The sequence below is a fragment of the Streptomyces sp. NPDC006487 genome, assembly GCF_042870555.1.
Taxonomy (GTDB): domain Bacteria; phylum Actinomycetota; class Actinomycetes; order Streptomycetales; family Streptomycetaceae; genus Streptomyces.
In genome coordinates this window covers 86,456-107,382 of the sequence record NZ_JBIAHN010000006.1, presented here as the reverse complement: position 1 = coordinate 107,382, position 20,927 = coordinate 86,456, and the positions used below count along the sequence as shown (strand labels likewise).

At 73.4% G+C, this 20,927-nt stretch carries 15 protein-coding genes; 6 read left to right on the top strand and 9 right to left on the bottom strand.

From position 1 onward, the window contains the following. Nucleotides 1-59 precede the first annotated feature (59 nt). From ACFYM0_RS11710 to ACFYM0_RS11700, 3 genes are all read right to left on the bottom strand, one after another. Nucleotides 60-1,769, bottom strand: coding sequence for a sigma-70 family RNA polymerase sigma factor (locus ACFYM0_RS11710; protein WP_388499581.1), 1,710 nt, complete (start codon nt 1,767-1,769; stop codon nt 60-62). Between the two features lie 76 nt (nt 1,770-1,845). Continuing rightward, nucleotides 1,846-2,313 carry a DUF4180 domain-containing protein gene (locus tag ACFYM0_RS11705; RefSeq protein ID WP_388500207.1) on the bottom strand — a complete coding sequence of 156 codons (468 nt, stop codon included), beginning with the start codon at nt 2,311-2,313 and terminating at the stop codon, nt 1,846-1,848. A 7-nt stretch (nt 2,314-2,320) separates the two neighbouring features. Continuing rightward, a complete protein-coding gene (locus tag ACFYM0_RS11700) occupies nt 2,321-2,824 on the bottom strand; it encodes a helix-turn-helix domain-containing protein (RefSeq protein ID WP_388499578.1) in 504 nt (167 codons plus the stop codon). 113 nt (nt 2,825-2,937) lie between these two features. Between ACFYM0_RS11700 and ACFYM0_RS11695 the strand changes: the two genes are divergently transcribed. Then, entirely contained in the window at nt 2,938-3,981 is a 1,044-nt protein-coding gene (locus ACFYM0_RS11695; protein WP_388499575.1) for a S66 peptidase family protein, read from the top strand. 176 nt (nt 3,982-4,157) lie between these two features. Continuing rightward, on the top strand, nt 4,158-6,308 hold the full coding sequence (locus ACFYM0_RS11690) for a tetratricopeptide repeat protein (protein ID WP_388499572.1): 2,151 nt from the start codon (nt 4,158-4,160) through the stop codon (nt 6,306-6,308). Between the two features lie 28 nt (nt 6,309-6,336). Here the strand turns inward: ACFYM0_RS11690 and ACFYM0_RS11685 are convergent, their stop codons facing one another. Next, nucleotides 6,337-7,158, bottom strand: coding sequence for an IclR family transcriptional regulator (locus ACFYM0_RS11685; RefSeq protein ID WP_388499569.1), 822 nt, complete (start codon nt 7,156-7,158; stop codon nt 6,337-6,339). Nucleotides 7,159-7,253: 95 nt separating this feature from the next. Here ACFYM0_RS11685 and ACFYM0_RS11680 point away from each other — a divergent pair, with 95 nt between their 5' ends. From ACFYM0_RS11680 to ACFYM0_RS11665, 4 genes are all read left to right on the top strand, one after another. Next, nucleotides 7,254-7,898, top strand: coding sequence for a bifunctional 4-hydroxy-2-oxoglutarate aldolase/2-dehydro-3-deoxy-phosphogluconate aldolase (locus tag ACFYM0_RS11680; RefSeq protein ID WP_388499566.1), 645 nt, complete (start codon nt 7,254-7,256; stop codon nt 7,896-7,898). A gap of 80 nt (nt 7,899-7,978) precedes the next feature. Beyond that, nucleotides 7,979-9,004: a PfkB family carbohydrate kinase gene (locus tag ACFYM0_RS11675; RefSeq protein WP_388499564.1), complete on the top strand. Its 1,026-nt coding sequence runs from the start codon at nt 7,979-7,981 to the stop codon at nt 9,002-9,004. Nucleotides 9,005-9,068: 64 nt separating this feature from the next. Continuing rightward, the gene (locus ACFYM0_RS11670; RefSeq protein ID WP_388499561.1) at nt 9,069-9,422 is read left to right on the top strand and encodes a hypothetical protein; all 354 of its coding nucleotides are present in this window, start codon (nt 9,069-9,071) and stop codon (nt 9,420-9,422) included. Between the two features lie 53 nt (nt 9,423-9,475). Continuing rightward, a complete protein-coding gene (locus tag ACFYM0_RS11665) occupies nt 9,476-12,508 on the top strand; it encodes a tetratricopeptide repeat protein (RefSeq protein WP_388499558.1) in 3,033 nt (1,010 codons plus the stop codon). 48 nt (nt 12,509-12,556) lie between these two features. Here the strand turns inward: ACFYM0_RS11665 and ACFYM0_RS11660 are convergent, their stop codons facing one another. The 5 genes from ACFYM0_RS11660 to ACFYM0_RS11640 all read right to left on the bottom strand — a co-directional run bounded on the left by ACFYM0_RS11660 (nt 12,557) and on the right by ACFYM0_RS11640 (nt 20,866). Next, the gene (locus ACFYM0_RS11660) at nt 12,557-13,441 is read right to left on the bottom strand and encodes an aldo/keto reductase (protein WP_388499555.1); all 885 of its coding nucleotides are present in this window, start codon (nt 13,439-13,441) and stop codon (nt 12,557-12,559) included. Next, nucleotides 13,441-14,637 (bottom strand): serpin family protein, encoded by a 1,197-nt coding sequence (locus ACFYM0_RS11655; protein ID WP_388499552.1) that lies wholly within the window; start codon nt 14,635-14,637, stop codon nt 13,441-13,443. Before ACFYM0_RS11655 ends, ACFYM0_RS11660 begins: the two co-directional genes overlap by 1 nt. Before the next feature lie 44 nt (nt 14,638-14,681). Further along, nucleotides 14,682-15,926: a serpin family protein gene (locus ACFYM0_RS11650; RefSeq protein ID WP_388499550.1), complete on the bottom strand. Its 1,245-nt coding sequence runs from the start codon at nt 15,924-15,926 to the stop codon at nt 14,682-14,684. An 80-nt stretch (nt 15,927-16,006) separates the two neighbouring features. Beyond that, the gene (locus tag ACFYM0_RS11645) at nt 16,007-17,338 is read right to left on the bottom strand and encodes a glycoside hydrolase family 18 protein (RefSeq protein ID WP_388499547.1); all 1,332 of its coding nucleotides are present in this window, start codon (nt 17,336-17,338) and stop codon (nt 16,007-16,009) included. A 198-nt stretch (nt 17,339-17,536) separates the two neighbouring features. Next, nucleotides 17,537-20,866, bottom strand: a complete 3,330-nt coding sequence (locus ACFYM0_RS11640) for a S8 family serine peptidase (RefSeq protein WP_388499545.1) — start codon at nt 20,864-20,866, stop codon at nt 17,537-17,539. Nucleotides 20,867-20,927: the final 61 nt, after the last annotated feature.

The window sequence follows — 20,927 nt, the reverse complement described above, 5'->3', positions numbered from 1 at the left end:
GCAAGAGCCGGCAGGGGGAGCGCAGGGCCGGGCCGCGGCGGGGCGCCGGGCCGGGAGGGTCACATCCGGGCACCGAAGTTCTGCGTCCACCACGGGCCGCCGGAGCCCTGGTGGATGCCCACGCCGATGTCCTTGAACGAGCAGTTGAGGATGTTCTCGCGGTGGCCCTGGCTCTTCATCCAGGAATCCATGACCTGAGCGGCGGTCCGCTGTCCCTTCGCGATGTTCTCCCCGTACGTGGACCAGCGGTACCCGGCGGCGGTGGTCCGCTCGCCCGGGTCCGCGCCGTCCGGGTTGGTGTGCGAGAAGAAGTCCCGCCGCGCCATGTCGTCGGAGTGGCCCTGGGCGGCCGTACGCAGCTGCGCGTTGTCCTTGAGCGGCCCGCAGCCGGCCTTCGAGCGCTCGGAGTTGACCAGAGCTATCACCTGGGCGGCGGTGCTGCCGCCCGGCGGGGCGGGAGCGGGGCTCTTCGGCGGCGTGGACTTGGGGCTCGGCTTCGGGGTGGGCGTGGGGGTCCGCGTGGGAGTGGCGCTGGGGCTCGGGCTGGGGCTCGGCGAGGCACTCGCGGAGACGGACACCGAGGGGCTCGGGGTGGGGGAGGCCGGCTCCGGGGCCGACGCGGTCCCCGAATCCGGAGCCACGAGCGCGGCCGCGGGCGCCTCGGGGGAGGCGGTGCCGGGCCGCGTGCCGAGGTAGGTCAGCCCGCCTCCCACGACACAGGCGGCGAGCACCGCGCCGCCGATCACCCGGCGCCGGCCGCGAGTGCGCCGCTGCTTGCGCAGCGAGGCACGCCCGTCGCCCGGGCCGGCCACCGCGGCGAGATGCTCCTCGCTGCCGCTGCCGCTGCCGCTGCCGCTGCCGCTGCCGCTGCCGCTGCCGGCGGCGGGGCCGGCGCCCGGGGTGGAGAGCCCCTCCGGGGCGTACGCCGAAGCGGTGGTGGACAGGCCCGCGGACGTGAAGGCGGACGGGAAGCCGGAGGCCGCGGCGGCCCGTACGCCCGCGAGCAGCGCCGCCGAGACCGGCACCAGCGCCAGCCCGGCCAGCAGTCCTTCGGCCGGGAGCAGGCCGTTCCACAGTCCGCCGCACCGCATGCACGCGCGGGCGTGCCGGGCTATTCGCTTGCGCCACAGTGCCGAGGGCAGGCCGTCCCAGCTCGCCACCACCGCCCGCAGGTCCTCGCAGGGCGGCTGGGCATCCAGTGCCCGCTCCACCACCCGGGCCGCCTCCAGCTGGGCCTTCATCCGCTGGACCCGTACCGCCGTGTGCTGCGCGGACAGCTCCAGCGCCTGCGCCATCTCGGTGCGCGTCAGCTCCCCGGCGCACTCGAGCCACCACAGGGACAGCAGGGCACGGTCGTCGGGCTCCAGCCAGCGCGTGGCACGGGCCGTCTCGCGGCGCTGGCCCTCCAGCTGGAGCCGTACGACGGTCAGGTCCGCGAAGTCGGCGCCGGGATCGGCGAGATCCCAGGCCGCCTCCAGGCCGCTCTCGCCGGGGGCGCTCCGGCGGGCCTGCCAGTGGGCGCGTACCCGGTTCATGGCGATCGCCACCAGCCAGGACCGGAAGCTGTGGTCGTCGCGCAGGCCGCCCAGCCCGTCGAGTGCCCGCAGCATCGTGTCCTGGACCACGTCGTCCACGTCGACGGATCCGTTCAGGGCCCGTCCGACGATGTTGTAGACCAGCGGCAGATAGGCGCTGACCAGGTCGTCCTGTGCGCGGGGATCGCCCGCGCGGGCCGCGGCGACCAGCGCTGCCGTGTGCGATGTGCTCATAGAAAAGTCCCTGTCCGTACCGGCGCTCGATGATGCCCAATACATGGGAGACCGTCGAGGGGGACTTTGATAACGCTTATCCGCCGAACGGTTTCGCCGATGCGGAATCCGGAGCGCCGGGCCCCGGTTCCGGCCTTGTTTCCGACCTGGTTTCCGGTTCTGCTTCCGGTTCTGCTTCCGGCCCCGTTTCCCGGGCCGGGGCGAGCCGGGCGGCCAGGGCATCGAGATCGGGCAGGAACCAGATGTGGCGACCCTCGTTCGATTCCCGTACGAGATCGCGCAGGGCCGAACTCGCCTCCAGGTGGTGCGAGAGGTCGCCCAGGACCACCAGGCGGACCCGGTAGTTCACGAACTTCTGCATGATCGCCCCGGCGAGTCCGCTGCGCAGGTCGAAGAAGCCGGCGTCCAGGCGTTCCACCGGGACGGCGACGATGTCGGTCCGGTAGAAGGCGCCGCCGATCAGCTGGTCGAGCGCGTCCTGCTCGGTGGCGACCGGTGGACCGTCGGCGGCGCAGACCAGGACCGGTACGCCGTGGTGTTCCATCAGGAGGTCAGCCACGGTGCACCTGCCCGGCGTCGTGGTCCAGGTCGTTCTCCATGCCGTTGCCCGGTCCGAGCACCCCGTCGACCAGCTGCAGCAGATCGGCGGTGGTGGCGGCGTCGCCGAGGACCACGATCTTCATGCGGGCCCGCTCCTTGTCGTAGACCGTCTGGACGCGCAGCGCGGCCGGGGTGGCCCGGGGGGACTGCGCGCTCGCCGTGACGAGGTTCGCGAGCCGGTTCGCCGCGTCGGGGCCGATCGCGTCGATCTGCACGATGCTCGACACCTCCAGGTGCCGCCGCGGTGCCTCCGAGGCGGCGGGAGGATCCCCGGCGGCCGGGACGGGGAGGCTGGTCAGGGCCTCGAAGTCCGCCCGGCTGATCCGGTACTGCTTGCCGATCCGGACGGCTTTCAGCCGGCCGTCGCGCACGTAGTTCCGGACGGTGCGCACGTGCAGCCCGAGCAGCTCGGCGACCTCGCCGACCGAATAGAGCTCGCGTCCTTCATCACTCATGCTTCCGCATCCTACCCTAGGAGGGACTAATGCAGCCTGATAGGGAAGGTTTGGGAAGACTGAGGTCCGAAAACCCCTTCGGTGGCGGCCGGGTCCGCTCCTAAGATCACCGGATGACGGATCCTCGCTACCCCGCCAAGCCCCGCCCCGGAGACCGCGTCGCGGTGCTCTCCCCTTCGGCCGGTCTGCCCGCGCTCTTCCCGCAGCCCTACGAATTGGGGCTGCGCCGGCTCCGGGAGGATTTCGGGCTGGTACCGGTGGAGTATCCGACCACCCGGAAGATGGGCGCGACCCCGCAGGAGCGGGCCGCCGACCTCCACGCGGCCTTCGCCGACCCCGGGATCAAGGCGGTGATCGCCAGCATCGGCGGCGACGACCAGATCACGGTGCTCCCGCACCTCGACTCCGATCTCCTGCGCGCCCACCCCAAGCCCTTCTTCGGCTACAGCGACAACACCAACCTGCTCCTGCACCTGAGGGACCTGGGGCTGGTCGGCTATCACGGGAGCTCGGTGATGGTCGAGCTCGGACGGCCCGGCGCCATGCATCCGCTGACGGCCGGGTCCCTGCGGGCGGCGCTGTTCACGTCCGGCGAGTACGAGTTGACCGCCGCCGACGCCAGCGGGGACGTCAACGGCCCCTGGGACGACCCCCGCACCTTCGACGCCGAACCGGAACTGGACCCGGCCGAGGGCTGGACCTGGCACAACGCCGACCGGGTGGTCGAGGGCACCGGCTGGGGCGGCAACCTGGAGATCATCTCCTGGCTGCTGATGGCCGACCGCGCCGTGCGGCCCGCGGAGGAGTACGCCGGCGGGGTGCTCTTCCTGGAGACCTCGGAGGACATGCCGCGCGCCCAGGAGGTCTACTGGATCCTGCGCGGCATGGGGGAGCGCGGACTGCTGCGGCAGTTCCCCGCCCTCCTGATGGGCCGGGCGAAGAGCTGGTCCTTCGAGAAGCGCCTCGACGCCCAGGAGCGGGAGCGCTACCGCCACGAGCAGCGCCAGGCGGTCCTGCGGGCCCTCGGCGAGTACGCCCCCGACACCATGGCCGTCTTCGACGTGGACCTCGGACACACCGACCCGCAGATCGTGATCCCCGTCGGGGGCCGCATCAGGGTGGACGGGCCGGCCCGCCGCCTCTTCGTGACGTACTGACGGTCGACATCCCTTGCACGTGCGCCCGTTGGGGTTCCCCCGGCCGGGTCCGGGGTGACAATGGGGCTCCCACGGGACGTGTTGGGGGCGGCATGTCGACGTTGCTCTTCAGGGGATCCGGCCGGGCACGGGGCTGGGCCGGATACCTCGGTTCGGTAGGGCTCGGAGCAGGTGCGGTGGCGTTGGCGACGGTGTGGACCTCGGGGCCCTGGGCCGCCGGGATCGGCGCGGCCGTCACCACGCTGTCCGGACTGGCCGCCGAGCGGATGCGGCCTCCCGGGGAGGCCGCCGACCCCCGGGCCGCCGGGGAGCTCCTGCGTACGGCGGCGGGCCGGATCCCGCTGCTGCGCCAGGTGGACCGCCCCGAACTGGCCGGAGCCCACCCGGCCGAGGCCCCCGCGGCCCCGCCCGCTTACATCCGGCGCGACGCCGAACCGGGGCTGTGCGCCGCCCTGGAGCGGACCCGCTTCGTCCTCGTGGTGGGGGAGTCCACGGCGGGCAAGACCCGGCTCGCCTACGAAGTGGCCCGCACCCGGTACCCCCGGCACGCCTTCGTCCGCCCGCTCTCCCGCGCCGCACTGCCCGAGGCGCTGCGCATCGCCGGGCGGCGGCGCCGCGCCGTGCTCTGGCTGGACGACCTGGAGGACTACCTGGGCGCGGGCGGCCTCGGCGCCGGCCAACTGGCCTCCCTGGACAGGGCCGTGGTCATCGCGACGATGCGGGTGCAGGAATACCGGCGCTACGACGCCCGCGAGGAGAGCCGGCTCACCGGCTCCGACCGGGACGCCTGGCGGGCCCAGCGCGACCTGCTCCACCGGGCGGCCGTCATCAGGCTGCCCCGGCACTGGTCCAGGGCGGAGCGCGGCCGGGCCGCCGCCCACCAGGGCGATCCGCGCATCGGGGCCGCGCTGCGCGCGGGCGAGCGGTTCGGGGTGGCCGAGGTGCTGGCGGCAGGTCCGGAGCTCCTGGCGGCCTGGGAGAACGCCTGGGCCCCGGGCGCCAATCCGCGCGGCGCCGCCGTGGTCGCGGCGGCGGTGGACTGCCGCCGGGCCGGACTGCGCCGCCCGGTGGGCCGGGCCTGGCTGCGCGAGCTGCACGCCCCCTACCTGGCGGCCCGGGGCGGCGGAGACCTCCAGCCCGAACCGTTCGCGGAGGCGATGGACTGGGCCTGCGCCGCCGCCTACGCCACGAGCGGGCTGCTCATCGGCAACTTCGGGGCCGGATTCACAGCATTCGACTACCTGTTGAACGCGCCGGGCAACGGTCCGGTGCCCGACCACCTGTGGCGCGGACTGCTGCCCCTGGTGGAGCCCGCCGACGCCTACGACATGGGACTCGTCGCCCATCAGGAAGGCCGTCTCGCGCGGGCCGTCGAAGCCCTCGCACTCGCCTCCCGCGGCGGCGTTCCCGGCGCCGAACTGCCACTGGCCATCGCCATCGGGGACTCCGGGAAACCGCGCCGGGCCGCCGCCGATCTCGCCGGGATCGCCCACAGGCGCGCCGGCCGGCTCGGGCCCAGGCACCCCGACACCCTGGCGGCGCGGCATCAACTGGCCTTCTTCGTAGGAGAGTCCGGGAACCCCCTGGCCGCCGCATCCCAGTTCGCGGAGCTGCTCGCGGAGGTGGCGGAGATACTGGGGCCCGACCACCCCGACACCCTGGCGGCCCGCCACCAGCTGGCCTACTTCACTGGAGAGGGCGGTGATCCCCGCTCGGCGGCACACCAGTTGGAAGTGCTGCTGGCCGACCGCTTACGGGTCCACGGCGCCGGCCATCCGCAGGTGCTGGCGACCCGGCGCAGCCTGATCTGGTTTCGGCCGGGTGAACCAGCCCATGCAGAAACCGAGTTGGGGCTGCTGCTGGCCGAAGCGGAAGCCTCCGGGGGGATCGGGCCCGACGATCCGCACACGCTCGCCATCCGGGGAAGCAGGGCCGCGCTGGCTGCCCGAGCCGGGCGCACCGCCGAGGCGGCCGAGGCCTGGGCGGAGCTCACCGCCGACCGGACCCGGGTGCTCGGCGAAGACCACCCGCACGTGTTCTACTCCCGCCTGGAATGGGCCCGCGCGCTGCTCGCCGGGGATCGGGCCTCCGAGGCTGCCGCGGTGCTGACCGGCGCCCTGGCGCGGGCCGAAACCGTCCTGGAACCGGGCCACCGCCACCTGCGGACGGCCCGGGAACTGCTGGCCCGCACCGCTGGCCGGGACCCTGCTCCCGGCCTGGACCCTGATGGCGGGCGGGACCCTCTCGCCGGCCGGGACCCCGCCGCAGGCTCGTCTTCGCCGGGCGGCCGGCCCGAGGGTTCGCGAGGCGCTTCCGGCCCCGGGTGACCGGCTCGCACCCCTCCCGGCCGTCGGGCTACAGCAGCGGCGCCAGTGCCCGGGTGGCTTCGAGCAGGGCGGGCGCGTAGGTCTCGATCTCCGTGCGGGAGACCAGGAAGGTCACGGTGGTGATGCTGACACCGCCGATCGGGCGGCCGCGGGGATCGAGGATCGCGGCGCCGATACAGCGGATCGTCGCTTCGTTCTCCTCGTCGTCCAGGGCGAACCCCCGCGCCCGCACGACCTCCAGCTCCGACTCCAGGGCCTGCGGCGTCGTGAGCGTGTTCGGCGTGCGGCGCGGCAGGCCGGCCGCCGCGACCAGCTCGCGGGCCTCGCCCCCGGGCAGCCGGGCCAGGATGCTCTTGCCGATCGCGGTCGTGTGCAGCGGCATCCGCATGCCGACCCGCGAGGCGGTCCGGAAGGGCTGATCGCTCTCCAGCTTCCGGATGTAGGTGATCGTCTCCCCGCTGTGCAGGGCCAGATGGACGGCCTGCCCGGTGGCCTCCTGCAGTTCCCGCAGGATCCGCTCGATGCTGGCCGGCTCCCCGCCGCTGACCAGGGCGGACAGTGCGCGCAGCCGAGCACCGACGCCGTACCGGCTCTCGCCCTCGGAGCGTACGAAGCCCTGCTCGATCAGCGAGGCCAGGATGCGGAAGGTGCTCGACTTCGGCACGGCCGCCGCGGCCATGACATCGGTGAGCCGGTGCGGGCCGCCGGGCGCGGCCACGGCCTCCAGGATCCGCATCGACTTCTCGAGCGCCGAACCCGCGGCGGAGGTCCGGCCGCCGCGCGCAGCGCTTCCGGCCTCCGTATCGGCCTCCACTTCGGCCTCCTCCGCGTTCTCGGGCCGTCCGTCCATGGACAAAGGATCTCCACACGTGGGTATGGTCTGCTGCATCAGAAGTTCCGTTACATGATACCAAGTTCCATTACGTGGAACAAATGGAGGGTCTTTTGTCCTGTCATCCGTACGCGGTCATCACCGCGCAGCGACTGCTGCCGGTCCTGCGCAACGCCGACGCCGACGAGGCCGTCCGCCACACCACCGCCCTGCTCGCGGCCGGCTGCCGCGCCGTCGAACTGACCACCTCCACCCCCGGCTGGGCCGAGGCGGTGGCCCGCACCGTGCCGCTCACCGACGCGCGGGGGCGGACCGCCCTCATCGGAGTCGGCACCGTCACCACGGCCCCGGCCGCGCGGACCGCACTCGACGCGGGCGCCGCCTTCCTCATCTCCCCGTACCCGGCCCCCGAGGTCCGCGAGGTCGCCCGGGAGCGCGGGGCCGCCTTCATCGAGGGCGGCTTCACCCCCGGCGAGATCGCGTCCGCCGTCCGGTCCGGCGGCGCGGCGAAGGTGTTCCCCGCCCATGTCGGCGGCCCGCAGTTCATCCGCTCGCTCAAGGCGGTCCTCCCCGACGCCCTGATCGTCCCGACCGGCGGGATCAAGCCCGGCGAGGTCGGCGACTGGCTCGCCGCCGGTGCCTCCGCCGTCGGGATAGGCGGCGGCCTGCCCGCGGACCCGGGCGAACTGGCCGCCGTGTTCGCAGACCTCGCCCGGCCCTGCTGCGGCGACTGCGCCGGCGCGGAGCGGCGGCCGTGACCGGGGCCGGGAACGCGAGCGGGAGCGCCTCCACGACGGCGACCGGGTCCGGGGGCACGTCCGTCCCCCGGGGGCACGACGTGCCTCAGGGGCGCGACGTCCCTCAGGGGTGCAACATCCCCCAGGGGTACGACGTCCTCGTCCTCGGCGAGGTCCTCGTCGAGATCCACGCCGAGACCGCCCTGCGGGACGCCGCAGACGGCACCCCCGCCCGCGTCTCCTTCTCCGGGGACGCTCTCAACGCCGCGGCCGCCGCCGTCGCCGCCGGAGCCCGTACCGCCCTCCTCGCCGTCGTCGGCGAGGACGAGCTGAGCGTCCCGCTGCTGGCCCGCGCCGCCGAACTCGGTGTGGACGTCTCCCACGTACGCCGCTCCCCGCGCCCGAACGGCGCCTACCTGCTCTGCGCCGACACCGAGGGAGACCGCGAGTTCGTGTACTGGCGCACCGGCAGCGCCGGTTCCACCCTCTCGGTGGAACACGTCGAGTCCTGGCGGGAGTTGCTGACCGACTCCACGGCCCTCATCACCAGCGGCATCGCCGGCGCCCTGTCGCCGAGCAGCCGCGAAGCCGTACTGCTCGCCGCCCGGACCGTGCACGAAGCCGGCGGACACCTCTCCTACGATCCCAACTTCCGCTCCCGGCTCACCAGTCGAGGTGAGGCGCGGACGCTCCTGGCCCGCATCGCCCCGCTGACCGGGCTGCTGAAGACCTCCTGCCCGGCCGACGCGCTGGCCATGGTCGACACCGACGACCCGGCCGAGGCCGCCGCCCGGTACCGGGCCCTGGGCGCCCGTACCGTCGCGGTCACCGCGGGCGCCGACCGGCTGCTGCTCGACGACGGCACGGCAGCGGCGTACCTCCCCGTCCCGGTGAACCCGGACCCGGTCGACGCGACCGGCGCCGGAGACTGCTTCACCGGCACCGCCACCGCCCGCCTCGCACTCGGCGACACCCTCGCGACCGCCGTCGCCTACGCGACGGCAGCCGCCTCCCTCTCCGTGTCCGGCCGCGGAGGCACCGGCCGCATCCCCGGCTTCACCGAGACGGCCGCCCTGACGGCCGCCCACCGCGAACACATCCACAGGACCGGACAGGGGACGACGTGATGCCGCACCATGAAGTGGCGGCCTGCCAAACGGGGTTGGCAGCGCCGAGACGGAGGGGAGCGGCATGTCGCAGGGGTGGAAGGTAACGCTCATCGTGCTGGCGGTGGCCGGGGTCGTCTCGACACCGTTGATCTGGCTGCTGGACAGCCCCGATGCCGGGCAGCTGACCGGTGCCTCGATCCAGGCCGCCGCCGGTATCGCGGCCCTGGTCTGGGCGTTGTTGCAGAGCCCGGGCAACCGTGCGGACGACACGGCCGTGCGGACGGGGCAGGCGCGCGCGAGCCATGGCGGATCGGCGCTGACGGGCGTCAAACGCCCCAAGGGCCGGGGCAGCGGCTCGGCGAGGGCCGAAAGGACCGGGAACGCCACCGCCACCGGCGAGGGCAGCAACGCCTCCAGCGGCGTCGACTACACCTGAACCGTGCCCTGCCCGGGGGTCGGTCAGAACACGGAAAGCGGGGGAACGATCGCGTGCCCAGGGGGGACAAGCGCCGACGGCAGCCCGAGGACGCCGCCGGCGCCGACGTCGCGGCGACCGAGACGGGGAACGCCGCGGCCGCGTCCGGAGCCACAGCCGTGACCGGCTACCGTGGACCGGCACCGGGATCAGGCGGCGCCCCCGCCGCCGCGGTGCGGATATCCGGGACCGGGGCCGCCACCGGATCCGAGGGCGCCCTCGTCAGCACCGGCTACATCCACCAGGTGAGTGTGGAAACCCTGACCATGGTGCAGCATCCAGCACTCCGGGAGCCGGCCCCGTGGCCACACCAGGTGGGGGTCCTCCCTTCCCGGGCGCGGTCCTTCCAGGACCGCACCGAGGCGGAACGGCTGCGGGCGAAGGTCGCCGGCGGTGGCACCGCGGTGCTGGGCCAGGTTCTGACCGGCATGGGCGGGGTGGGAAAGACGCAGCTGGCCGCCGACTACGCCCGCACCGCATGGCAGGACGGCAGCCCGACCGGCGGCCTGGACGTACTGGTCTGGCTCACGGCGAGCACCCGTGAGGCCGTCGTCAGCGGATACGCCCAGGCCGGAGTCGAGTTGTGCCGGGCGGATCCCGGCGATCCGGAGAAGGCCGCCGAGGCCTTCCTGGCCTGGCTCACCCCCAAGACCGGAGCCAGGCCGTGCCGGTGGCTGATCGTCCTGGACGATGTCGCCGACCCGGCGGACCTGCACCGCCTGTGGCCTCCCGCGAGCCCCCACGGGCGCTCCCTGATCACCACCCGCCGGCGCGACGCCGCCCTGGCCGCAGACGGCCGCCACACGGTCGAGGTCGGCCTGTTCGCCGCGGACGAAGCCCTCACCTACCTGAGCACATCCCTGGCCGCACACGGCCGGAGCGAACCCCCGGACCGGCTCACCGCTCTGGCCGCCGACCTAGGGCATTTGCCCCTGGCCCTCGCCCAGGCAGTCGCCTACCTCATCGATTCCGGCGACGACATCGCCACGTACCGCCGACTACTGGCCGACCGCACCACCACACTCGCCGACACCACTCCCGACCGCCTGCCCGACGACCAGGCCCTCCCGCTGGCGGCCGCCTGGTCGCTGTCGATCGACCGCGCCGACACCCTGCGCCCTGCCGGCCTGGCCCGCCCCATGCTCCAACTCGCCTCGATGCTCGACGCCAACGGCATCCCCCAAGCCGTGCTGACCAGCCCTCCCGCCCTCACCCACCTGGCCGCGCACCGCACGCGGACCGGACCGGACACCCCCACGGAACCGACCTCGGCCTCTCCCCGAGACGCGCTGCTCGCCCTGCGGGCCCTGCACCGGCTGAGCCTGATCGACCACACCCCCGAAACGCCCCACCACGCCGTCCGCGTCCACCAGCTCATCCAACGCGCCGTCCGAGAGCGCCTTTTGGCCGAGCAGTACGGCGAACTCGCCCGCACCGCCGCCGACGCGCTGCTGGATCCCTGGCCCGATAACCCACTCGACCTCGACCTCGACCTCGCCCAGGCGCTGCGCGCCAACGCCGCATCTCTTGCAGGCCACGCTCAAGAGGCACTGTGGGGAAGCGGAGCGCACCCGGTGCTCCTGCGCACCGGCAGAAGTCTCGGCGAGAGCGGACACTTCTCAGCCGCCCTCGACCACCTCCGAAGTCTCGCGATCACCACACACGGACGTTTGGGCCCGGACCACCCCGACACCCTGACGGTCAGAAGGGACCTCGCCGGCTGTCGGGGGCATGCGGGAGACGCGGCGGGCGCGGTCGCCGCTTTTGCCGAGCTGCTTCCCGACGTGGAGCGGGTCTTGGGCCCCGACCACCCCGACACCCTGACCGTGCGGAGAAGCTTCGCCAGCTGGCGGGGATCCACGGGAGACGCGGCGGGCGCGGCCGCTGCCCTCGCCGAGCTGCTTCCCGACGTGGAGCGAGTACAAGGCCCCGACCACGACGACACCCTGAGCACGCGGAGCCGTCTGGCCGACTGGCGGGGGAGGACGGGGGATCCCGCGGGTGCAGCCGCCGCGATCGAACAGCTGCTGGCCGACATCAAAGTCCCGGACCACCCCCTCATCCTGAGTCTTCGGATGGACCTTGCCCGATGGCGGGGGACGATGGGAGATTCAGCGGGTGCGGCGGACTCACTCGCCCAACTGGTCCCTGACCTGGAGCGCCTGAAAGGGCCGGACCACCCCCTCGTCTTGACCCACCGGTGCAACCTTGCCTTCTGGCTGGGGAGAGCGGGGGATCCAGCAGGTGCGGCAGCCGCCTTCACTCAACTGGTGCACGACCTGGAACGAGTCAATGGTCCGGACCACCCGTCAACCCTCAGTGGCCGGAGAAATCTCGCCGACTTGCTGGGGTCCGCAGGGGACCCGGTGGGTGCGGCCGCCGCGCTCGCCGAATTGCTGCCCGACCTCGATCGGATTCAGGGTGCCGAGCACCCCGGCACGCTGAGCGCTCGGGTCGACCTTGCCAAGTGGCGGGGGGCTGCGGGGGATCCGGTGGGTGCGGCCGTCGCGCTCGCCGAACTGGTGCCGGTCATGGAGCGGGTGCTGGGACCGCTCCATCCAGACACCCTGGCCGTCCGGGCGAACCACGCCTACTTCCGTGGCGTGGCGGGGGAGCCGGAGTTCGAGGCCGCCGCGCTCGCCGAACTGCTCCCGGACGTGGTGCGGGTCTTGGGCCCCGACCATCCCAGCACACTGACCACCCGCGAGAACCTCGCCGCCTCGCGGGGCGAGATGGGTGATGCCGCCGGCGCCGAGGCCGGGTATGCCGAACTGGTGCCGCACAGAGAGCGCGTGCTGGGGCCGGAACACCCCGACACCCTGACCGCCCGGGCCAACCTGGCCTTTTGGCGGGGCGCGGCCGGGGACGAGGCCGGTGCGGCTTCGGCGCTGCGCGGACTGCTGGACGACATGGTGCGGGTGCTGGGACCGGACCACCCCGGCACGGTCACCGTTCGGGAGAACCTGCACATCCTGCGGTGGAGCGAACGGCTATCGCGTGCCCTTCGCGACTACCTGCGGGTACGAAACGAAAGGGATCGCTCGTGACGCGAAGACCGACATGAGGCTCCCGCAGGCCCCGCGCGACGCTCCCCGCTACGCGGCCCCGAGCAGCGCCGTCTCCTCCGGCGGTAGCCGCAGCGCGCCGGCGGCGACGTTTTCCGTCAGGTGCTCCGGGTTCCCGGTGCCAGGGATGGCGAGTACGTGCTGGCCCCGGCTCAGGGTCCACGCCAGGCGGAGCTGGGCCGGGGACACCCCGTGGGCCCGCGCGAGATCGCGTACCGCCGGGCCCTCTTCGGTGACCCCTCCGGCCTCCTTGCCCGCGCCCGCGATCGCGAAGAAGGGGACGAAGGCGATGCCCTGCTCGCCGCACGCGTCGAGGAAGGCGTGCTCCTCGGCCGGCGAACCGATGCCGTACGCGTTCTGCACGCAGACCACGGGTGCGATGGCCAGCGCCTCGGCGAGGTGGTCCGGCCGTACGTTGGACACGCCCAGGTGCCGGATCAGCCCGGCGGTCCGCAGCTCGGCGAGGGCGCCGAAGTGCTCGGCGATCGAACCGCTCTCCGCCTGGCGCGGGACGCGCAGGTTGACCACGTCCAGGTGGTCGCGGCCGAGCTGGCGCAGGTTCTCCTCGACCTGCCCGCGCAGTTGCCCGGGTGTGGCCCACCACCAGTCGCCGGCGGCGTCACGGCCCGGTCCGACCTTGGTGGTGATGACCAGCTCGTCGGCGTACGGGGCGAGGGCCCGGTTGATGAGCTCGTTGGCGGAGCGGGTCGGGGAGAAGTAGAAGGCGGCCGTGTCGATGTGGTTGACCCCCAGCTCGACGGCCTGCCTCAGCACCCCGGTCACCCGGTCCCGGTCGCTGGGGGAGCCGTCGGCCAGGTGCGTGAGCCGCATCGCGCCGAAGCCGATGCGGCGGACCGGGAGGTCACCGAGGAGCCAGGTACCGGAATCGACCGCGGTGATCTTGTCGGAAGTCATCAGGCGAGGGTATCGGGGTCCGTGACCCAGCCCGCAAACAGCACGAGGCCGGACTCCCGGTCGACGGCGAGGAAGCCGAAGGGCCGGTCCACCTCGAACTCGGCCTGCCGGACCCGGTGCGAGGGCGTCCTCGCGGCCCCGCGGAACATGCCGACGGCGGTGACGGCCGCGGCCTCGAACCCCTCCGCGTGGAAGCGGGCCACGGCGGACTGGCGGGCCGAGCCGACGGCCAGCGGGACGGCGGAGATGCCGGGGAAATGGCCGGGGCGGGCGGCTGCGGAGGTGAGCCCGAACAGTTCGCAGTGGAGCAGCAGATCGTGCTCGGCGCGGATGTCGAAGGCCACCGTGGCGATCCGGACCACGGGATCGGGACCGGTCGAATCCACGGTGCGCAGCGACAGCCCGGGACCCGCGGCGCCGTCGGGAAGCTCACTCGCGGTCGAGGAGGCCAGCGCGCCCGTGACCTCGGCGATCCCGGTGGCCAGGACCTCCCCAGGCGCCGCCCCGGGCTCTCCGAGCAGCAGGTGGACGTCCGCGCCGTGGGCGCCGGGCGCGCCGGGTACGGAGAGCAGGGTGACCGGGCCGCAGGCACCCCGAGCCACCCGGATCCGCTCGGGGAAGGCGTGGGTGACGGCCAGTCCGCGCAGGTGGCGCCCGTTCCACGGGCCGTGGGGCGGCCGGACCTGCCGCTCGGAGAAGGGCTTCTCCCAGGTCAGGTGCAGCGCGAGCGCGGAGGCGAGGACCAGGTCGACGTGCGGGCCGACCTCCACCGGCATCTGCTCGACCAGGCCGCCGGTGCGTTCGGCGGCCCAGGCGTCCAGGGCCTTGCGGTCGGCGTCCTCGTCACCGGTCAGGGCCGACCGGGTCCCGGCCGGGAGCCGGTCCGCCCACGCCGCCTCCAGCGGCAGGTCCCGCCGCGCCCACACGCCGGTGGCCGCGCGCAGGCCCCGTACGCCGTCCAGGGCGGTCAGCAGCTCGCGGGCGGCTTCGGCCGCCGCGTCGGCGGGTATGCCGAGGGCCTGCTCCAGTTCGCTACGGGCCGGGCCGTCGGCGCCGTCCGCGAGCAGGGCGAGGAGCGGCCAGAGTCCGGCCGCCGTGAACACCGTGCCTTCGGCCGTGCCCGCGGACTGCGCCGACCCTCGTGCCGCCCACCGTGCCGTCAGGCGGTTGACCGCCTCCACCGTCGAGTTGTCCATGGAACGGAGCCTACGGGCAAGGGCCGGACGGAGCGGGAAACGGCTCAACCCCGTTCCTCGGCATCCAGCTTGGCCCAGGCCTCCGCCTCCTCCGCCTCGTGGTCCGTCTCCTCGTAGGGGAGGGGGTCCGCCACCCAGCCCGCGGCGAGCACCAGGCGGGAGGTCCGGTGGACGGCGAGGAAGCCGAAGGGGCGGTGGAAGGCCACGTTGGCGTGTCGGACGCGGTACCTCAGCCGGGGCATCGCGCCGGCGCCGACAGCCCCGATCGCCGTCACGGCGGCGGCTTCGAAGCCCTCCGAGTGGAAGCGCGCCACCGCCGACTGCCGGGCGGAGCCGACGGCCAGCGGTTCGCCGCTGATGCCCGGGAAGTGGCCGCTGCGGGCGTCGCGGGCGCTCTCCAGGCCGAACAGCCCGGCGGAGTCGAGCAGATCGTGGTCCGCCTCCACCTCGAAGGCCACCGTGTCGATGCCGAGCCGGTGTTCGCGGCGATCCGAGAGGACGCCGGCGATGCGCAGGCCCGGCCCCGGGTTCCCTTCGGGCAGCAGGCTCGCGCCCGTCGACGGGATCGCCCGCGTGACGGCCGCGATACCGGCCTGGAGGGTCCGGCCAGGCGGGGCCTGCGGCTCGCCCAGGACGAGGTGGACGTCGACTCCGCCGTCGCCCACCACCTCCAGCAGGGTGACCGGGCCGCCGGGTGCCCGGGCCACGCGGACCCGGTCGAGGAGGGGCGTACTGCGGCTCAGGCCCTGCACGGTCCGCCCGGCCCAGGGGCCTTCGTCGACCTCGGTGGTCCAGGCGTGGAAGGGCTGGATCCACCGCGTGCGCAGCGTGAGCGCGGAGGCGAGCACGAAGCGCGCCTCCTCGCCGACGGTGACCGGCATGTGCCCGATGAGGCCGTCGGTGCGTTCGGCGGCCCAGGCGTCGAGGGCCTTGCGGTCGGTGTCTTCGTCGCCGGTCAGAGTGCCCCGGGTTCCGGCGGGGAGGCGGTCCGACCAGGCAGGCTCCAAGGCGAGGTCCCGCCGCGCCCACAGGCCGGAGGCGGAGCGCAGGCCCCGTACGCCGTCCAGGGCGGTCAGCAGCTCGCGGGCGGCTTCGGCCGCCGCGTCGGCGGGTATGCCGAGGGCTTCTTCCAGTTCGTTGCGGGCGGGTCCGGCGGCGCCGTCGGCGAGCAGGGCCAGCAGCGGCCAGACCCCGGCGGCCGTGAACACCGTGCCCGTGCCGTCCGCCGTGGCGTGCCCGGCCCACCGGGAGGCGAGCGCGTTGACCGCCCGTACCGTCTTCGTCTTCATGCGGGGGAGCGTAAGGGTTGGGGCGCCGCCGGGCCGCGTCGTTTTCCACGGCCCGGCGGCGCTGTTCAGGGGCGGGACCGTCAGTGGCCGCGAAGGCCCTCGTCGACCGCGGTCATCAGTTCACCGTCGGCCGTGTCCGCGTCCAGTGACCAGAACATCGCGCCGCCGAGGCCCTCTTCGCGGATGTACCGGGTCTTGGTGCGCAGCACCTGCGGGTCGTCGTAGGTCCACAGGGTGGTGCCGTCGAAGAGCCAGGCGCTGCCGTTGCGGCGGTCCCAGTGGAGCTTGTAAGTACCGGACGCCGCAAGCTGCTTGAGCTCCTTGTAGTCCGCGTACCCGTTGGCCCAGGCGGCCGGGGCCGGGCCCGTCGCGGGCTGGCCCATGCCGTCCCCGCCGCCACTGACGCCGGTCCAGCCCTGCCCGTAGAACGGCATGCCCATCACGAGCTTGTGCGCGGGCGCGCCGCGCCGCTCCCAGGCGTCCACGGTGCCGTCGACGCTGAAGTCGTTCCTCGCGTACAGCGCGGACTGCTGGGCGGTGGTCGCCTCGCCGGAGACGTGGAAGTCGTAGCCCTGGAGGGTCACGAAGTCGAGGTCGCGCATGATCCGGCGGACGTCGAAGCCCGCGTCGATCTTGGCGGGGGCGGTCGGGACGAAGGCGGACAGCTCGTACTTCGCCTTCCGCTTCTGGCTGCGGGCGTAGTCGTCGAGCTGGGTGCGGAACTCGCTCACCAGCGCCGTGAAGTTCTTCTTGTCCTCGGGGCGGTAGGTGGTGTCGGTGTCGCCCGAGGAGCCGGGCCACTCCCAGTCGAGGTCGATCCCGTCGAAAAGACCCGCCGCCGAACCCGCGCCGCCGCGGCTGCCGTCCTGGGGGAGGTTGCCCTTGATGTAGAGGTCGATGCAGGAGGATACGAGGGCCTTGCGCGAGGCCGGGGTGAGCGCGGCGTCCGAGAAGTGCGTGGACCAGCTCCAACCGCCCAGGGAGATGAGGACCTTGAGGCCGGGGTGCTTGGCTTTGAGCTCGCGGAGCTGGTTGAAGTTGCCGGCGAGCGGCTGCACCCAGTCGTCGGCGACGCCGTCCACGGAGTTCTCGGCGTCCAGCGGGCGAACGTAGTCGGCCCACGCGTCGGCCTCACCGGGGATGTTTCCGGTGAAGCACTTGCCGTCCGCGCTGATGTTGCCGAAGGCGTAGTTGATGTGCGTGAGCTTGCTCGCGCTGCCGTTCTTCTCCAGGTCCTGGACCTGGAAGTCCCGTCCGTAGACGCCCCATTGGGTGAAGTAGCCGACCTTCTTGTACGAGCGGCCGTGCCCGGAGTCGCCGTGGCCGGCGCCGTCGTGGGCGGGGGCGAAGGCGGTCAGCAGGGAGAGGGAGCAGGCGGCAATGGCCAGCCTGCCGAGCATGCTGCGGCGCATGGGCTTCCTTTGCGGATGCGGTGAGTGGTGCCGGGGCGCGTGCGCTGTGCATGCGGAAACTATTGGTCTGGACCAGTGTGGGTCAAGGGGGCGGGGCGAAACGCGGTGGGCAAACGCGGATGGGCCCCGCCGGCGGCGGAGCCCATCCGTGTCGTCACGGTCGCGTCACGTCAGGCCGGACGGACCGGCGCGGTCACCTCAGGGCACGAGCCGGTAGGCGTTCGTGATCGTCTCGCGCACGGTGTTGCCGGCCTTGTCCCTCAAGTCCACCCGGAAGGAAACGGACTTGGCCGTCTCCGGGTGCCGTACGGTCACCGAGCGGGCCCCTTTCGCGTCGGTCGTCACCGCGAGGAGCTGCCAGGTCTTCCCCTCGTCGAAGGAGACCCGGACGGTCAGTGCGGCGACCTGCCCGGCCCCCGCCGCCGGCCCTCCCAGGTGCAGCGGAACCTTCAGGTCGGCGCCCACCCGGGCCGTCCCGCGCAGGCTCAGCGCCGGGGAGAGCCGCACCGTGGACAGCGGCAGCCTGACCGGCTCGTCCGTGGGGGGACGGGCCGAGGTGAACGTCCAGGACGCGGCCACCTTCGTACTGGTCGAGGTGTCCAGGGGGGAGCGGCTCGACTCCGCGCTCAGGCGGTACGCCGCCGAGCCGGCCGGAACGTCTCCGTGGACCTGGCCGCTGTCCGACCCCTCGGCGATGACCTTGCCGCCGGACTCCAGGCGGGTGAAACCCCCGGTGACGTACGAGCCGCCCACATGGCCGCTGCCATCGTTGAAGAGCCGCAGGTCGGCGTAGACGTAGTCGCCGGTCCGGTGGGCGCCCGCCTCCGGGTCCCCGTCCTCCATGCTGGGGCCGACCACGCCGAAGTTGTACTTCACGGCCTGGCTGCTGCCCGGCTTGTAGGTGGTGAGGCCGGTGTCGTAGCCCAGGCGCGAGTCACCCCTGGCGTCGAGCTGGTACACGTTCCAGGTCCAGCGGACCCCGATGGCGCTGACGTACTGGACGCCGGACATCGGCAGGTCCTGCTCGATGGGGTCGCGCATGCCGAAGGCGGACGTGCCGGTCACGTCGTAGGGCGTCATCCAGATCAGGCCCTTCGCCCCGGTGACGGACGCCGCGAAGCCGAGCTTCAACTCGGCGACCTCGGCCCGCGTGACGGTCTTGGTGAGGCCCGTGAACAAGCTGCCCGTGCGGTTGAAGGCGAGCCGGTAGTCGACCTTCTTGCCGGCCGCACCGGGGTTCTTCCACAACCCGTTGAACTGCGCCTGCATACCGGTGCTCGCCGTGCCGAGCGCGGCGGTGCGGACCTGTGTCTGCCCGTCGAAGGTCCAGGACCCGGCCACCCGCGCCTTCGGATCGGAGTACCCGAGGGTGCCGCCGACCAGCCGTGCCGCCGGGTCCGGGGCGGTGACGGCCAACGGCTTGGCCTTGCGGGCGTCGAGCGCGATCGTGGTCTTCGCGGTCACCTTCACGACGGGCTGGACGAAGACGGCCATCCGGCCGCCCGCGCCGAGGACGACGCTCTCCAGCTGGTAGTCGCCCTTGGGTATCCGCTTCACGACGGTCCCGCCCGGCACGACCGGGAACTCGATGCGCCCCGGCACCTCCCGGTCGATCTTGGTCAGCATGCTGGAGTAGCCCGGCGGAGCCGCGCCGTCGACATCGGTGTGCCGCAGGACGACGTCGTACGACTCCACCTCGCGGACGGCCACCATGCCGGTGCGCACCGACTGGCCGCCGCCGTCGGCCCGTACGCTGCCGCCGAACGTGCCGTCGGCCCCGCCCTTGCGGGTGTCGACGGTGACGGTGGTGGTCGCGGTGCCACCGGCGGGGACGGTGAGCTGGGCGTCCTTGACGGTGAACATCCCCGCCGGGGCCGGGCCGCCCCCCGGGCCTGTGGCGGTGGTGCTCAGCTTGAGGGTGACGGGCTTGGTGCCGTGATTGCGGTAGGTGAGGGACTTGCCGACCGGCTTGTCGTCGGTGTGCGGCCAGAGCCGCGTGCCGAAGTTGAGCGAGCCGGGCTCGGAGACGACGACGGCCGTGACGGCCCGTGCCAGGTCGACCCGGCCGGAGCCCTGTTCGGAGGCGTTGAGCACAGGGTCGGGCCGGGCGGATCCGGTGAGCAGCGCCTTGAGCCGGGCTCCGCTCCACGTGGGGTGCTGCTGGAGCACCAGGGCGGCGGCGCCGGCGACGTGCGGGGCGGCCATCGACGTGCCCGACATGGTGGTGTAGCTCTCGCCGTCGGGGTTCCAGCTGTGCGTGCTCAGGGCGGCGGTGATGTCGACGCCCGGAGCGGTGATGTCCGGCTTGGACACTCCGTCGGCCGTCGGGCCACGGCTGGAGAAGTCCGCGATCCGGTCCTGCTTGTCGACCGCGCCGACCGTCAGCGCCGCGGGGGAGCTGCCGGGCGAGCCGATGGTTCCGGGCCGGTCGCCGCTGTTCCCCGCACTGATCACGAAGAGGGCCTTGGCGGAGAGGCGGGCGACCGCCGCCTCCTTCGGGTCCACGCCCGGATCGTCCTGGCCGCCGAGGCTCATGTTGACGATCTTCGCGCCCTGGTCGACGGCCCACTGCATGCCGCTGATGATGCCGGACTCGGATCCCCAGCCGTCGTCGTTGATGACCTTGCCGTCCAGGAGCCGCACCCCGGGCGCCACGCCCTTGTACCGGCCGCCCGACCGCGCGCCGGTCCCGGCGACGGTGGAGGCCACGTGGGTGCCGTGCCCGTGCCGGTCGAGGGAGTCGGGGGAGTCGCTGAAGTTCTTCTCGGCGATCTCGACGCCCTTGAGGTCGGGGTGGTCCTGGTCGACGCCCGTGTCCAGGACCGCCACCTTGACGCCCTTGCCGGTGTAGCCCGCCTTCCACATGACGGGAGCGCCGATCTGCGGCACGCTCGTGTCGAGGGAGGTGCGGACCTTGCCGTCCAGCCACACGTGGGCGATGGGAGCAGTGGGAGCGGCTCCCCGCGCAGGGGCGTCCGTGCTGCCGGTGACCGCCGACCACAGGGCCGCGGTCTCGGTCTTGGGCACGTCAAAGGCCTCGCCGTCCACGGAGGGCAGCGGACGGCGCTCGCGCGCGACCCGGGCGAGCGGGTCTCCGGTCGCGAAGGCGCCCACCGGGGCGCCCTCCTTCCGATAGCCGACGATCAGGGGTGTGGCGCCGCGGTGAGCGTCGTCGTACCCGTCCTTGGCCAACCGGGCGACGTCGAACAGCCGCCGGTCCAGGACGCCGTCGCCGATCAGGCGCAGGGCGTCCATCGGAATGACGTACGTGTGCCCGCCCTCGCGCCGAACCGAGAAGGTGGTCTTCTCGCGGCCCGCACCCCGCGTGATCCGGACGACGGCGCCGTCGGCGCCGACGAGCACGCGGTCACCGGTGATCAGCGTCACCGTCGCGTCCGCCGGCGGCCTCGCGCCGGCGGGACTCCCTTTCGTGTCCTCGTGCAGGGTCTGCTGCGTGTCCTGGTGCGTGCCCTGTGCGGTGGAGTTCGCGGCCAGTGCCGGCTGGATGCCGGCCGCGGCCGTCCCCATGATCAGCATTCCGGCCACAGCGGCTGTGAGTGCCGCCGTTCCCGCCCTTGTCCTGGATGCC

Coding starts and splice junctions, on each gene's coding strand:
- ACFYM0_RS11640 (WP_388499545.1), bottom strand. CDS start 20,866: ATGGGGACGGCCGCGGCCGGCATCCAGCCGGCACTGGCCGCGAACTCC.
- ACFYM0_RS11650 (WP_388499550.1), bottom strand. CDS start 15,926: ATGAAGACGAAGACGGTACGGGCGGTCAACGCGCTCGCCTCCCGGTGG.
- ACFYM0_RS11710 (WP_388499581.1), bottom strand. CDS start 1,769: ATGAGCACATCGCACACGGCAGCGCTGGTCGCCGCGGCCCGCGCGGGC.
- ACFYM0_RS11660 (WP_388499555.1), bottom strand. CDS start 13,441: ATGACTTCCGACAAGATCACCGCGGTCGATTCCGGTACCTGGCTCCTC.
- ACFYM0_RS11645 (WP_388499547.1), bottom strand. CDS start 17,338: ATGCGCCGCAGCATGCTCGGCAGGCTGGCCATTGCCGCCTGCTCCCTC.
- ACFYM0_RS11695 (WP_388499575.1), top strand. CDS start 2,938: ATGACGGATCCTCGCTACCCCGCCAAGCCCCGCCCCGGAGACCGCGTC.
- ACFYM0_RS11685 (WP_388499569.1), bottom strand. CDS start 7,158: ATGGACGGACGGCCCGAGAACGCGGAGGAGGCCGAAGTGGAGGCCGAT.
- ACFYM0_RS11700 (WP_388499578.1), bottom strand. CDS start 2,824: ATGAGTGATGAAGGACGCGAGCTCTATTCGGTCGGCGAGGTCGCCGAG.
- ACFYM0_RS11670 (WP_388499561.1), top strand. CDS start 9,069: ATGTCGCAGGGGTGGAAGGTAACGCTCATCGTGCTGGCGGTGGCCGGG.
- ACFYM0_RS11705 (WP_388500207.1), bottom strand. CDS start 2,313: ATGGAACACCACGGCGTACCGGTCCTGGTCTGCGCCGCCGACGGTCCA.
- ACFYM0_RS11655 (WP_388499552.1), bottom strand. CDS start 14,637: ATGGACAACTCGACGGTGGAGGCGGTCAACCGCCTGACGGCACGGTGG.